The 12,885-nt window shown below is 46.6% G+C and carries 9 protein-coding genes; 6 read left to right on the top strand and 3 right to left on the bottom strand.

The window, feature by feature from the left end:
- The first annotated feature begins 32 nt into the window (after nucleotides 1–32).
- Nucleotides 33–854 carry a carbon-nitrogen hydrolase family protein gene (locus tag R7P35_RS16605; protein ID WP_048626849.1) on the top strand — a complete coding sequence of 274 codons (822 nt, stop codon included), beginning with the start codon at nucleotides 33–35 and terminating at the stop codon, nucleotides 852–854.
- Nucleotides 855–865: 11 nt separating this feature from the next.
- A complete protein-coding gene (gene tldD, locus R7P35_RS16600; protein WP_006742345.1) occupies nucleotides 866–2,311 on the top strand; it encodes a metalloprotease TldD in 1,446 nt (481 codons plus the stop codon).
- A gap of 67 nt (nucleotides 2,312–2,378) precedes the next feature.
- Here tldD and R7P35_RS16595 read toward each other — a convergent pair whose 3' ends face one another.
- Nucleotides 2,379–3,755 (bottom strand): PhoH family protein, encoded by a 1,377-nt coding sequence (locus tag R7P35_RS16595; RefSeq protein ID WP_318092365.1) that lies wholly within the window; start codon nucleotides 3,753–3,755, stop codon nucleotides 2,379–2,381.
- A gap of 561 nt (nucleotides 3,756–4,316) precedes the next feature.
- Here R7P35_RS16595 and rapA point away from each other — a divergent pair.
- Nucleotides 4,317–7,226, top strand: coding sequence for an RNA polymerase-associated protein RapA (gene rapA / locus R7P35_RS16590; protein WP_064377046.1), 2,910 nt, complete (start codon nucleotides 4,317–4,319; stop codon nucleotides 7,224–7,226).
- Nucleotides 7,227–7,334: 108 nt separating this feature from the next.
- Here the strand turns inward: rapA and R7P35_RS16585 are convergent, their stop codons facing one another.
- Nucleotides 7,335–8,600, bottom strand: a complete 1,266-nt coding sequence (locus R7P35_RS16585; RefSeq protein ID WP_064377045.1) for an NRAMP family divalent metal transporter — start codon at nucleotides 8,598–8,600, stop codon at nucleotides 7,335–7,337.
- 342 nt (nucleotides 8,601–8,942) lie between these two features.
- On the opposite strand from R7P35_RS16585, the gene R7P35_RS16580 reads away from it, so the two are divergent.
- Together R7P35_RS16580 and R7P35_RS16575 are read left to right on the top strand one after the other, a co-directional pair.
- Nucleotides 8,943–9,695: a pseudouridine synthase gene (locus tag R7P35_RS16580; RefSeq protein WP_053303451.1), complete on the top strand. Its 753-nt coding sequence runs from the start codon at nucleotides 8,943–8,945 to the stop codon at nucleotides 9,693–9,695.
- A 102-nt stretch (nucleotides 9,696–9,797) separates the two neighbouring features.
- On the top strand, nucleotides 9,798–10,760 hold the full coding sequence (locus R7P35_RS16575) for a D-2-hydroxyacid dehydrogenase (protein WP_318092362.1): 963 nt from the start codon (nucleotides 9,798–9,800) through the stop codon (nucleotides 10,758–10,760).
- A gap of 89 nt (nucleotides 10,761–10,849) precedes the next feature.
- Here R7P35_RS16575 and yjgA read toward each other — a convergent pair whose 3' ends face one another.
- Nucleotides 10,850–11,377, bottom strand: a complete 528-nt coding sequence (yjgA, locus tag R7P35_RS16570; RefSeq protein WP_005381124.1) for a ribosome biogenesis factor YjgA — start codon at nucleotides 11,375–11,377, stop codon at nucleotides 10,850–10,852.
- 110 nt (nucleotides 11,378–11,487) lie between these two features.
- Between yjgA and pmbA the strand changes: the two genes are divergently transcribed.
- Nucleotides 11,488–12,831 carry a metalloprotease PmbA gene (gene pmbA / locus R7P35_RS16565; protein WP_005381122.1) on the top strand — a complete coding sequence of 448 codons (1,344 nt, stop codon included), beginning with the start codon at nucleotides 11,488–11,490 and terminating at the stop codon, nucleotides 12,829–12,831.
- Nucleotides 12,832–12,885: the final 54 nt, after the last annotated feature.

Below are 12,885 nucleotides of genomic sequence, written 5' to 3'. Positions count from 1 at the left end.
TCACCGACTAAAATGGAATAGGGAGGAAACACATGGAACGTGTTGGCATTATTCAAATGACATCGGGTCCAGATATCACTGCGAATCTGGACTTTATTGAAAAACAGTGTGCTTTGGCGAGTAAGCAAGGTGCCAAGCTTGTCCTTACCCCTGAAAATACGGTGCTGTTTGCCAACCGCGAAGCGTACCATCAACATGCAGAGCCACTTGGGAGTGGCATGATTCAACAGCGGCTCTCTGAAATCGCAAGAAAGAACCAGTTAACACTGATTGTCGGAAGCATGCCCATTCAAACCGCAAAAGGTGTCACGACCACAACGCTTGTATTGCCGCCGCACGGTAAATGCATTGCTCACTATGACAAACTGCATATGTTTGATGTCGACGTAGCCGATGGTTATGGTAGTTATCGTGAGTCGGACACGTTTATGGCGGGTAATCAAATAGTCGTGGCGGAAACCGATATCGGCAGCGTTGGATTGAGCATCTGTTACGATCTTCGTTTCCCTGAGCTTTATAAAGTATTACGCCAAGAAGGCGCGGATATCATTGTGGTGCCTGCTGCGTTTACCGCTGTGACGGGGCAAGCTCACTGGGAAGTACTATTGCGAGCTAGAGCGGTTGAGACACAATGTTGGATTTTGGCGAGCGGACAAACTGGAACGCATCCATGTGGACGAAAAACATGGGGACACTCAATGGTCGTTGACCCTTGGGGACGTATTCATAAACAGCTTCAGGATGAAGTAGGCTTATTGGTGACAGAGATAGATTTGTCACAGAGCCAACAAGTAAGGCAGAATATGCCGCTGACTCAACACAGTCGCTTTCAAAATGAATTGAGACGGAAATAAAAGAGCTAACTATGAGCACAAACCAAATAGAACAGGCACTCCTTGCCCCAAATGGTCTGACAGAGCAAGACATTGCTGACACGCTTGCCAGCATTGCGACACGCCAGATCGATTATGCGGACATTTACTTTCAGTCCAGCTGGCACGAGTCTCTGGTTCTAGAAGACAGCATCATCAAAGATGGCTCTTTTAACATTGATTGTGGTGTTGGTGTTCGTGCGGTAACTGGTGAAAAAACCGGCTTTGCCTACTCTGATCAAATTCAGCCTGAAGGTCTGAAGCAGAGTGCAATGGCGGCGCGCGGTATTGCTCAACAAGGGCAGAATGGCAAAGTCCAAGCGTTTAAACGCACCGAAAACCAAGCGTATTACGCGGCTGTGAATCCACTAGCTGAATGGGAAAAGCAGCAAAAAACAGAATTGCTCAAATCTCTAGATGCTTACATCCGCACTAAAGAACCATTGATTAAAGAAGTCTCGATCAGCATCAGCGGTGTGCATGAGCAGATGCTTGTTGCGGCAACAGACGGTACTTATGCAGGCGATATTCGTCCTTTGGTGCGTTTGTCTATTAGCGTGCTCGCTCAGAAAGGTGAACGACGTGAACGAGGTAGTGCTGGTGGCGGTGGCCGTTTTGGTTACGATTTCTTTTTAACGGAAAGCAATGGTGTGAAACAAGCTTTCCATTATGCAGACGAAGCGATTCGCATGGCGCTGGTAAACCTTGAAGCAGAAGCCGCACCAGCAGGCATGATGCCAGTGGTATTGGGCTCAGGTTGGCCAGGCGTATTGCTACATGAGGCGGTAGGTCATGGCTTAGAAGGTGACTTTAACCGTAAGGAATCTTCGGTTTTCTCTGGCAAAATGGGTCAACAAGTGACGTCTTCACTGTGTACCATTGTTGATGACGGTACATTAAAAGACCTTCGTGGTTCACTGAATGTGGATGATGAAGGGGTGAATGGCCAGTACAACACGCTTATCGAAAATGGTGTGCTGAAAGGTTACATGCAAGACAAGCTAAACGCGCGGTTAATGGGTGTGAACCCAACAGGTAACGGTCGTCGTGAGTCGTATGCACATTTGCCGATGCCGCGTATGACCAACACCTACATGCTTCCAGGTGAACATACGCCAGAAGAAATCATCTCGACGGTAGAAAAAGGGTTGTATGCGCCAAACTTTGGTGGCGGTCAGGTCGACATTACTTCGGGTAAGTTTGTGTTCTCCGCATCGGAAGCGTACTTAATTGAAAACGGCAAAATTACGCGCCCTGTTAAAGGTGCGACGTTGATTGGCTCTGGTATTGAAGCTATGCAGCAAGTATCGATGGTCGGCAACGACCTAAGTATCGACAAGGGCGTTGGCGTATGTGGTAAAGCAGGTCAAAGTGTGCCAGTTGGTGTTGGTCAGCCGACCTTGAAGTTAGACTCACTGACGGTGGGTGGCACTGAGTAACTCATTCGAATCGTTATAACAAGAGCGCTCATTAGAGCGCTCTTTTGTTTTTGTGAGTCGATGTCGACTACAGGTTCTCTTCGGCAAACTCTGCCAAGCGGCTACGAACCACGCCGTTAAGGTGAATATTCGCGCTGCCTTCAAAGTTCTTGAAGCGTTCAACCATGTAGGTCAAACCAGAGGTCACAGGGGTGAGGTAATGGGAGTCAATCTGCGCCAAGTTACCGGAGCAGACGATTTTGGTTCCTTCGCCGCAGCGGGTGATGATGGTTTTGATTTGTGAAGCGGTGAGGTTTTGACACTCATCAAGCAGCACAAACGCATTTTGAATAGAACGGCCACGCATAAAGTTGATCGATTTAAACTGAATATTGGCTTTATCGCAGATGTACTTCAATGAGCCTTCAGTGCAGTGATCGTGTTTATGTAGCGCTTCCAAGGTATCGGTCACTGCCGCTAACCACGGCATCATTTTCTCCTCTTCTGAGCCGGGTAGGAAGCCGATGGATTCACCGATGTCTGGCGTGTTACGCGTCACGATAATTTTATCGAACATGCCTTTTTCAATGGTTTGCTCCAGTGCTGCTGCCATGGCTAATAGCGTTTTACCACTACCAGCGGCACCGGTTAAAATCACCAGGTCAATATCCGGGTCAAGTAAGGCATCCAACGCCATTCCTTGGTAGATGTTTTTTGGTGTGATGTCCCAAGCCTTACGGTGCATCATGCGTTCTCGGCTCAGGTCGAGTAGCGTTAATTTGTCTTCATTGATGGTTTCCACGCGGCCAGCAAAGTCGCTGTCTTCATCAATCACATATTGGTTAATAAAGGTTGGTTCAAAAGGTTCACGACTGAGCTTGTGATAGGTTTTTCCGCCCAGCGCATAACTTTCCACTTCCTCAATATCACTCCAGAAGTCCCCCTCACGCAGTTGAAAACCTTTGGTGAGGTATTGAATGTCGTCAATCAGTTGATCGGTTCGGTAGTCTTCAACAAAGCGTACGCCAGCGCCTTTGGCGCGCAGACGCATGTTAATGTCTTTCGTGATCAGTACCACTTCGCGTGGTGCACGTTTATTTTGCAGATAAAGCACCGCGTTGAGAATACGGTTGTCACCGGCTTTGTCGGCGAAGGCTTTGACGGTTTCCTGCAGTTCAAAATCCGCCAAAATGGAAATAGTACCTTGGTCGGGGTTGTCTTTAGAAACAGGAATGCCTTCAGAGATTTCATCTGGCGTTGCTTCTTTAAACAAATCTTCCAAGGTGCGAATAGCCACGCGCGCATCTCTTGCAACGTCGCGCTTACTGTCTTTGATTCGGTCGAGTTCTTCCAACACGGTCATGGGGATAACGACATCGTGTTCTTGGAAAGAGAAGATGGCAAAGGGTTCATGAAGAAGAATGTTGGTATCGAGTACAAACAGTTTCCGATCGGTATCGCCCATAGCGTCTCCTTGCCGTAGTACGGCTCTGCATGCGAGTTGTTAGGTCGTTTCCAAATAGGTGTGAAGTGACCTAACTCTGATTGCTTGCAATAGAGGTTGTCGGGCTGATGTCGGCTAGTGTGCAACCGAGTAGCAAGACAACTTACTGCAAACCCGTGTTGATCCTAATCGTGTACTAACGCGCTTAAATCATATGCAATGGTTTTAAACGCCCCTCATTAGAAGTATACGTAATATTTACGTTCTACAACTTAATAATTGGCATGAGTATTTTACAATTTGATTGCATTTAGAGTTTGGGAAAAAAAGTTTCTGCTTGGTGCGGTTTCGGCGTGACCTAAATCACAGCTTCAAGTAAGATTAGCGACCTTTTTCTGCGTATAGGCTACGTCCGATTTATCATGTTGAGCTGGCTTAAAAAATACTCAGTTCATACTGAAATGACGAATGCTATCGGCATAGCAGAAGCCAGAATCAGATCTAAACTATTATCCATGCCCACGGGCATGAGTAGACCAACAAGAAATACGAATCAAGAACTAATAACGAGGTAGTCAATTCATGACATTTGCTTTGGGGCAGCGCTGGATTAGCGATACGGAAAGCGATTTAGGTTTAGGTACCGTTGTAGCAATGGATGCTCGTACTGTGACATTGATGTTTGCAGCGTCAGAGGAAAACCGAGTTTACGCACGTAACGATGCACCTGTTACCCGAGTCACCTTTAATGTTGGGGATGTCATCGATTGCCAAGAAGGTTGGTCTCTAAAAGTAGAAGAAGTACTGGAAGATGAAGGTCTTTACACCTATTTCGGTACTCGTGAAGACACGCAAGAAACCGCTGTTGTTCTGCGTGAGATTTTCCTTAGCAACCAAATTCGTTTTAACAAACCTCAAGATAAGTTGTACGCCGGTCAAATCGACCGTATGGACAACTTTGTTCTGCGTTACCGTGCGCTAACCAACCAGTTTGAGCAGCATAAGAGCCCAATGCGTGGCCTATGTGGTATGCGTGCAGGTTTGATCCCTCATCAGCTTTACATCGCGCACGAAGTTGGCCGTCGTCACGCGCCACGCGTCTTATTGGCGGATGAGGTAGGTTTGGGTAAAACCATCGAAGCGGGCATGATCATCCACCAACAAGTTCTGTCTGGTCGTGCCGAACGCATTTTGATTGTGGTGCCTGAAACACTGCAGCATCAATGGCTGGTTGAGATGATGCGTCGTTTCAATCTGCATTTCTCTATCTTTGACGAAGAGCGCTGTATCGAAGCGTTTGCGGATGCAGAAAACCCATTTGATACTCAGCAATATGTGCTGTGTTCTTTGGATTTCCTACGCAAGAGCCGCAAGCGTTTTGAACAAGCACTGGAAGGTGAATGGGACCTACTGGTTGTCGATGAAGCGCATCACCTTGAATGGAGCCAAGATAAACCGAGCCGTGAATACCAAGTGGTAGAAGGCTTGGCTGAACGTACTCCAGGTGTGTTGCTACTGACTGCAACGCCAGAGCAGCTTGGTCGTGAGAGTCACTTTGCTCGTCTGCGTTTGTTGGATCCAGACCGCTTCTATGCTTACGAAGCATTCGTTGAGGAAGAAGAGCAATACGCGCCCGTAGCAGATGCGATTACTTCACTCTTTTCCGGTGAAAAGCTACCTAATGAAGCAAAAAACCAAATTACTGAACTGCTTTCTGAGCAAGACGTAGAACCACTTTTCCGTATTATTGAAAGTGAAGCGGACGAAGAAGCTAAAGCGTCGGCACGCCAAGAGCTGATCGATAACTTGATGGATCGTCATGGTACAGGGCGTGTTTTGTTCCGTAACACGCGCGCGGCCATCAAAGGCTTCCCTACGCGTAACGTGCATCTGATGCCAATGGATATTCCACCGCAATACACTACATCAATGCGTGTTGCTGGAATGATTGGCGGTAAGATGAGTTCTGAAGCACGTGCGATGAAGAACCTTTACCCGGAAGAAATTTTCCAAGAATTTGAAGGCGATGACGCGAGCTGGTGGCAGTTTGACTCGCGTGTGAATTGGTTGCTTGAAAAAGTAAAAGAGAAGCGCAGCGAGAAAATCCTCGTGATTGCTTCTCGTGCGAGTACCGCACTGCAATTGGAGCAAGCACTGCGTGAGCGTGAAGGTATCCGCGCCACCGTTTTCCACGAAGGTATGTCGATTCTTGAACGTGACAAAGCGGCGGCTTACTTTGCGCAAGAAGAAGGTGGAGCACAAGTTCTTATCTGTAGCGAAATCGGCTCTGAAGGTCGTAACTTCCAGTTTGCCAACCAACTTGTCATGTTCGACTTGCCATTTAACCCAGACTTGCTTGAGCAACGTATTGGTCGTTTGGACCGTATCGGTCAAAATCGCGATATCGACATTCATGTTCCTTACCTGAAAGGCACATCGCAAGCGATCCTAGCACGTTGGTTCGATGAAGGCCTGAGCGCTTTTGCGGAAACCTGCCCAACAGGCCGTGCTGTTTACGATAAGTACTCCGATGATCTGATTGAAATTCTTGCCTCTGGTGATACCAGCACGCTAGATGAGATCATTGAAGCGTCAGCAAAAATGAATAAAGAGCTGAAATCCCAATTGGAGCAAGGCCGTGATCGCCTATTAGAAATGCATTCAAATGGCGGGGAAAAAGCACAACAAATCGTTGAGAAAATTGAATCAACTGACGGCGATACCAATCTGGTCACCTTCGCACTTTCTCTTTTTGACACGATTGGCTTGAATCAAGACGATAAAGGTGAAAACGCCCTGATTGTGACCCCATCTGAGCACATGATGGTGCCAAGCTACCCAGGTCTGCCATACGAAGGAGCGACGATCACGTTTGATCGTGATACGGCTTTATCTCGTGAAGATATGCACTTTATCAGTTGGGAACACCCAATGATCCAGGGTGGTATCGATCTTCTTATGAGTGAAGGGGTGGGGACGTCTGCGGTATCTCTATTGAAAAACAAAGCGTTACCAGTCGGGACTATTCTTCTTGAGTTGATTTACGCGGTAGATGCGCAAGCGCCAAAACGCAGTGGTATCGCGCGCTTCTTACCGAAAACGCCAATCCGTTTAATGATGGACTCGCGTGGTAATGATTTGTCTGCTCAAGTGGAGTTTGAAAGCTTTAACCGCCAGCTCAGCCCTGTAAACCGTCACTTAGGTAGCAAGTTGGTTACGTCGGTACAGAAAGACGTACACCGCTTAATTGAAGCCGGTGATGTTCTTATTGAAGAGAAGGTCGAAGAAGTACGCAAACAAGCTCATCAAGATATGCAGCACAGTTTGAATGCAGAGCTTGAGCGTTTGCAAGCACTGAAAGCGGTGAACCCAAATATTCGTGACGAAGAAATTGAAGCTATCGACGCACAAATTAAAGAGCTCACTGGTTACATCAACCAAGCTCAGGTTCAGCTCGACTCGCTGCGTTTGATTGTGGTGAGCCACAACTAAGTAAGTATTTATTGCTCATTAAAAAAGGTCTTCAGTTGAAGACCTTTTTCTTTATTTACGGTTTAGTTTCTTTAAGCGGAATGCATTAATCACTGATAGCTATCTCATTTACATCAACCACTTCCACCAGATAAATACAGCCAAGAAGCCAAACAAGTAAATCAGGCCTGCAATCGACAACCACTTTAGTTTAGGTCCAACAGCCAAAGGCTCAGGTAACTCAGTTTTGCTCACTAATGTGTAATTTAGCAGAGCAAAGAATGGCGTGGTCATAAAGGCGAGGATCATCGCAAAGTTCAGCATAGGCAATAACGCAGAAGCCCAGAAAACCACAATACCCAATGCAAGTAAGGAGACTACCAGCATGATCGCTGAAGTGGTTTTAGGGTTAGTGTCTGGTTGTGAGCGCAGTAGGCGTTGAGAATCCGAAATAACGCGAGAATAGCCATCAATAACGGTAATCGTGCTGCCAAAGATACAGAAAAACGCAATTACCGCGATCAAGTAACGAGACCATTCGCCAATCGTTGCCGCATATAAGCCAACCAATTGGTGGGAGAAGCCAACACCAGAGCTTTCAAGCGCAACGCCAGATCCATAAAGCATCAAAGAGCCTAGCGATACAAAGATAATGGCAAGAAACGCCGTGCCAATATAACCGACATTAAAGTCAAATAGAGCAGAGCGGTATGTTACTTCTTGCTGGCTTGATTGGCGTTTTAGCCATGCTGAGGTTAAACAGGAGATCTCTATCGGTGCAGGCATCCACCCCATTGTCACAACGATAAAACCAATAGCCGCAATAGACCAAGGTGACGGTGGCTCGAAGTTGGCCACTTGTTCAACAGGGTTACCAAAGGCGATAGAAACAGCGAGTAAAGTCGCGATGGTTAACACCGACATGATCACTTTAGATAGCGTATCGAGCGCTTTGTAATGGCCAGCAAATAATATGAGCAGGCAGGTAACAATCACAATGATACTGAGTGATGCCATTGATAGTGAAAACGGAATGAAGTAGCCCAGCAAGCTAGCGCTAAACATCAACAAAGCGGCGGTATTGATGACGGCCGATACCACGCTCAGAAATAGAAATAGCCATAGATAAGGCCGACCTAATTTCGCGTAGCCCTCAACCAAGGTCAGCCCTGTCCCCATGGTGTACTGTACGCCCGCTCGGAAAAAAGGGTATTTAAACAGGTTTACGAGCAGAATCAGTGCAGCCAATTGCCAACCATAAATCGCACCAGCCTTGGTTGATGCCACGAGGTGAGAGCCACCGACCGCAGCAGATGCCATTAATATGCCGGGGCCTAGCGAACGAAAAAATAAGGAAAGTTTGGATTGGGGTTTATCTATAACGGCGGAGTCCATTGCTTATTGTCCTTTTTATCTTATGTATCTTTCTAAAGAGATACATACCGCAGTACATGACAAGCTGAGCGATCGCCCTATACTGCGCAACGGTAATGTCTTTTAAATGCTGTGTTTTGATGTATTTATTTTAAGTATTCTTTGCGAATATCATGCTGTGTGCATCTAGCACTCTATTCAGTTATGCGTCTTGTTGTCAAACTAAATTTACAACGTGCTATTTTTAGTTTTTATGCTAAAGGATTGACTTTGTTTTATTGGGTTGAACTTTTCTTCAGAATCCTGCATCTGGGTGCTATTTGGGTATATAATCGCGGCGTTTTTATTTTGTAGAGATCTCCCATGGCAATGCTTGAATATACCCCTCCCACCGACCCTTGGGTTGATATCGTTTTTGAGGATGACGACATTCTGGCAGTGAATAAGCCATCAGGGCTGCTGTCTGTCCCTGGTCGCCTTGCAGAGCATTACGACAGCATGTGGAGCCGCCTCAAAGAGTTGCATCCAGAAATTCAAGTTGTGCATCGCTTGGATATGTCGACATCAGGGTTGATGTTGCTGGCGAAAAACAAACCCGCGGAGCGAGCATTAAAAAAGCAGTTCCAATATCGCCTCACTCACAAGGTGTATTACGCACGTGTTTGGGGGCATGTTGAGTCGCAAGAAGGGAATATTGATCTTCCATTAAATTGTGATTGGCCAAATCGTCCACGACAAAAAGTATGTTTTGACGACGGCAAACCATCTCAAACTTTATTCCAAGTAGTGAAGCGTGAAGTGCACCCTGATGGCACCCATACGACCGTTGTGCGGTTACTCCCCATTACTGGTCGATCGCATCAGTTACGCGTGCATTTGATGGCGATTGGTCATGCGATTGTGGGTGATGAGTTTTATGCAAGCGAAGAGGCGTATCAGTTTTCAGAACGTTTAGAGTTGCACGCTGCGGAGCTAAGTTTTTATCATCCAGCTACGGATCAGCTGAGCAGTATTTTTGTACCCTGTGACTTTTATTCTGAAGCCGAGGCGATGATCTTTAACTATTTTTCGCCAGAGCGTACATTGCCTGATTATAAAACGTTGCCACACCCTTAATGCCAATTGCACTAACAGCGGTTCTTTCTAGTTCGCTATTTTTGGCTATTTCGTTACTGTGGTTGATGTATCCTGTCTTTCAGCCGTGAACAAGGAGTTGTTATGTCTTTGCCAAGCATCGTATTTTTAGATCGAGCGACCATCCCAGAACATATTGAGATCCCACGACCTAGCTTTCCGCACCACTGGCGTGAGTACGACCTAACTGCGCCTGGGCAGGTAATAGAAAGGTTAGCCGATGCCGATATCGTGATTAGCAATAAAGTCCTGCTTGACCAACATGTATTAGAGCAACTACCAAAATTACGGATGATCGCGGTTGCCGCAACTGGTTTTAACAACGTCGATGTGAACTACTGTGCTAATCATGATATTGCGGTTGCTAATGTACGTGGTTACGCGACGCGTTCGGTGCCCGAGCATGTGATGGCAATGTTATTCGCTTTAAGACGGAGTTTATTTGGGTACCACCAAGATATTGCCGCAGGTGAGTGGCAGCGTAACCAGCAGTTTTGTTTTTTTACGCACCCAATCGGGGATATTGGTGGTAGCACGTTAGGTGTTGTTGGTAGCGGGGCGCTAGGGCAAGCGACGGCGAATCTGGCTCAAGCGTTAGGAATGACCGTGTTGTTTTCTGAGCGTAAAGGGGCGGCAGAATGTCGGCCTGGTTATGTGCCGTTTGAGGAAGTATTAAAACGCTCCGATGCGCTGACCTTGCATTGCCCGCTCAACGATCATACTCAGAATTTAATTGGTCAAGCAGAGTTGCAACAAATGAAGTCCAACTCCATTTTGATTAATACAGGGCGTGGAGGTTTGGTGGATGAGAGCGCACTGGTGGATGCCTTAAAACAGCAAGAAATTGCAGCGGCTGGTTTTGATGTTTTTACACAAGAACCGGCTGATGAGAGCAATCCGCTGATTGCCAATATGAGTTTACCTAATTTGTTACTGACACCGCATGTTGCATGGGGCAGCGACTCATCTATTCAACGTTTAGCGGAAATCTTGATTGAGAACATTAACGCTTTCGAGCGCGGAGACCGCGTGAATCGCTTAGTGTAACGCTGACTGTAAAACCAAAGATAAAAAAAGCAGACATTGACGTCTGCTTTTTGCGTTTAAATCGAATGCTCATTGCGTGAGCCCTCGAATTAAAACTCTTCTTCGTTTAGACCTTTAAGGATCTGAAAGATTTCGCGGTACGCTTTTGCTGGTTTCCCAGCTTTTTTCTCTTTCGCTGCTTGGCGAGCAAGTTGGCGTAGACGCTGACGATCCGCTTCTGGGTACATTTCCATTACGTCATCAATGGCTTTGTCACCTTCTTCCACTACGCGATCACGCAACGCTTCAAGTTTGTGGAATACAGCCGTTAATTGAGAGTGCTTATTACGAATTTTATCCAGTGCGGCTTGGATTGGCTCTGGATCTTCGTAACGCATCAATTTACCAATACGTTGTAATTGGCGACGACGCGCTTCATTTTTAAAGCGTTGCGCGTCAGCAATTGCTTCTCGCAAATCTTCGCTCAATGGAAACTTTTCTAGAACTGAAGGTTTGAGGCCGACAAGCTCCTCACCTAGCTTTTGCAGTTCTTCCATGTCTCGCTTCATCTCGGATTTACTTACCCAGATGATCTCTTCTTCTGGTTCCCATGGCGCTTTTTGATTCTTACGTGCCATTTCAGTTGCCTGTGTTTTGATTAATATTATGACTATTTTAACAAGAATCATGGGGAGAAAGCGAAATTCTTGTTATCCTATTGTTCATCAAAGACAAGATGTGAAAGACAATGGATATTAAACAGCAGGTTGCTGAGCAACGTACCGAGCTAGAGCAAGCCGTCGCAAGAGCCTTAAAGCTTGCATCGGCAAAATCTGACGCCGCCGAAGTCGCAATTACTAAAAGCACTGGTTTAAGTGTTTCAACTCGTATGGGTGAAGTAGAGAATGTCGAGTTCAACAGCGATGGTGCGCTGGGCATTACCGTTTACCGAGGTCAACGCAAAGGCAGTGCTTCCACGTCTGATTTAAGTGAAGCGGCAATCGAGCAAACCGTTATAGCGGCGCTAGATATTGCACATTACACATCTGAAGACCCATTTGCAGGCCCTGCAGCAAAAGAATACATGGTGCAAGATATCCCTGAGCTTGATCTTTTCCACCCTGACGCACCCGATCCAGACTATGCTGCCAATGTGGCGATTGCAGCAGAAAAAGAGGCGCTAAGTTATAACAGTGCAATCAAACAAAGTGATGGCGCGAGTTATGATAGTCATTACGGCGTGAAAGTGTATGGCAATAGCCATGGCTTATTAGCTAGTTATGCGTCTAGCCGCCATAGTACTAGCTGTTGTGTAATTGGCGTTGGTCAAAACGGCGAGATGGAACGTGATTACAGCTACACCGTGGCACGTCATCGTGATGACTTATGGACCCCAGAAACGGTGGGTCGTAAGGCGGCAGAGAATACGGTTAACCGCTTAGATGCGCAGCGTCTAAAAACAGGTCAATACCCAATCATGTTTGCGGCTGATGTTGCGACAGGCTTGATTGGCCATCTCGTTATGGCGATCAGCGGTGGTAACCTGTACCGAAAATCTTCTTTCTTACTTGACCATCTAGGCAAACAAGTGCTTCCTGAATGGTTCAATATCTCAGAACGTCCGCATGTATTGCGTGGTTTGGCATCAAGTCCATTCGATAGTGAAGGTGTGTACACTCAAGACCGTGAGATCATTACCGACGGTGTGCTAGCAACTTATCTGTTAACCAGTTATGCCGCACGTAAAATGAAGATGACGCCGACAGGTCACGCTGGTGGGATTCATAACTGGTACGTGAAGTCGACAGGCCAAAACTTCGAACAAATGCTTAAAGAGCTCGGTACTGGTCTTCTAGTGACAGAAGTCATGGGACAAGGTGTGAACGTGGTAACGGGGGATTACTCTCGCGGTGCCGCAGGCTTCTGGGTTGAGAATGGCGAAATCCAATACCCAGTATCAGAAATTACCATCGCAGGTAATCTAAAAGACATGTTCACCAAGATTGTGGCGGTTGGTAGTGATATTGAAACGCGCTCACAAATCCAAACGGGCTCTATCCTACTGGATACCATGAAAGTGGCGGGTGAATAAGCTTTTCTAGCAATTCAGAATCAAAAAAGCCTGATGTGTTCATCAGGCTTTTTC

Origin of the sequence: Vibrio sp. Vb0304 (genome assembly GCF_033338995.1) — a bacterium.
In the GTDB taxonomy this organism is placed as follows: domain Bacteria; phylum Pseudomonadota; class Gammaproteobacteria; order Enterobacterales; family Vibrionaceae; genus Vibrio; species Vibrio alginolyticus.
The sequence above is the reverse complement of the archived record's forward strand: the minus strand, read 5'-3'. Positions and strand labels throughout refer to the sequence as shown.

What these genes read in the sequence shown, in the direction of transcription:
- R7P35_RS16605 (WP_048626849.1), top strand. Translation starts at nt 33, where the DNA reads ATGGAACGTGTTGGCATTATTCAAATGACATCGGGTCCAGATATCACT.
- tldD (WP_006742345.1), top strand. Translation starts at nt 866, where the DNA reads ATGAGCACAAACCAAATAGAACAGGCACTCCTTGCCCCAAATGGTCTG.
- R7P35_RS16595 (WP_318092365.1), bottom strand. Translation starts at nt 3,755, where the DNA reads ATGGGCGATACCGATCGGAAACTGTTTGTACTCGATACCAACATTCTT.
- rapA (WP_064377046.1), top strand. Translation starts at nt 4,317, where the DNA reads ATGACATTTGCTTTGGGGCAGCGCTGGATTAGCGATACGGAAAGCGAT.
- R7P35_RS16585 (WP_064377045.1), bottom strand. Translation starts at nt 8,600, where the DNA reads ATGGACTCCGCCGTTATAGATAAACCCCAATCCAAACTTTCCTTATTT.
- R7P35_RS16580 (WP_053303451.1), top strand. Translation starts at nt 8,943, where the DNA reads ATGGCAATGCTTGAATATACCCCTCCCACCGACCCTTGGGTTGATATC.
- R7P35_RS16575 (WP_318092362.1), top strand. Translation starts at nt 9,798, where the DNA reads ATGTCTTTGCCAAGCATCGTATTTTTAGATCGAGCGACCATCCCAGAA.
- yjgA (WP_005381124.1), bottom strand. Translation starts at nt 11,377, where the DNA reads ATGGCACGTAAGAATCAAAAAGCGCCATGGGAACCAGAAGAAGAGATC.
- pmbA (WP_005381122.1), top strand. Translation starts at nt 11,488, where the DNA reads ATGGATATTAAACAGCAGGTTGCTGAGCAACGTACCGAGCTAGAGCAA.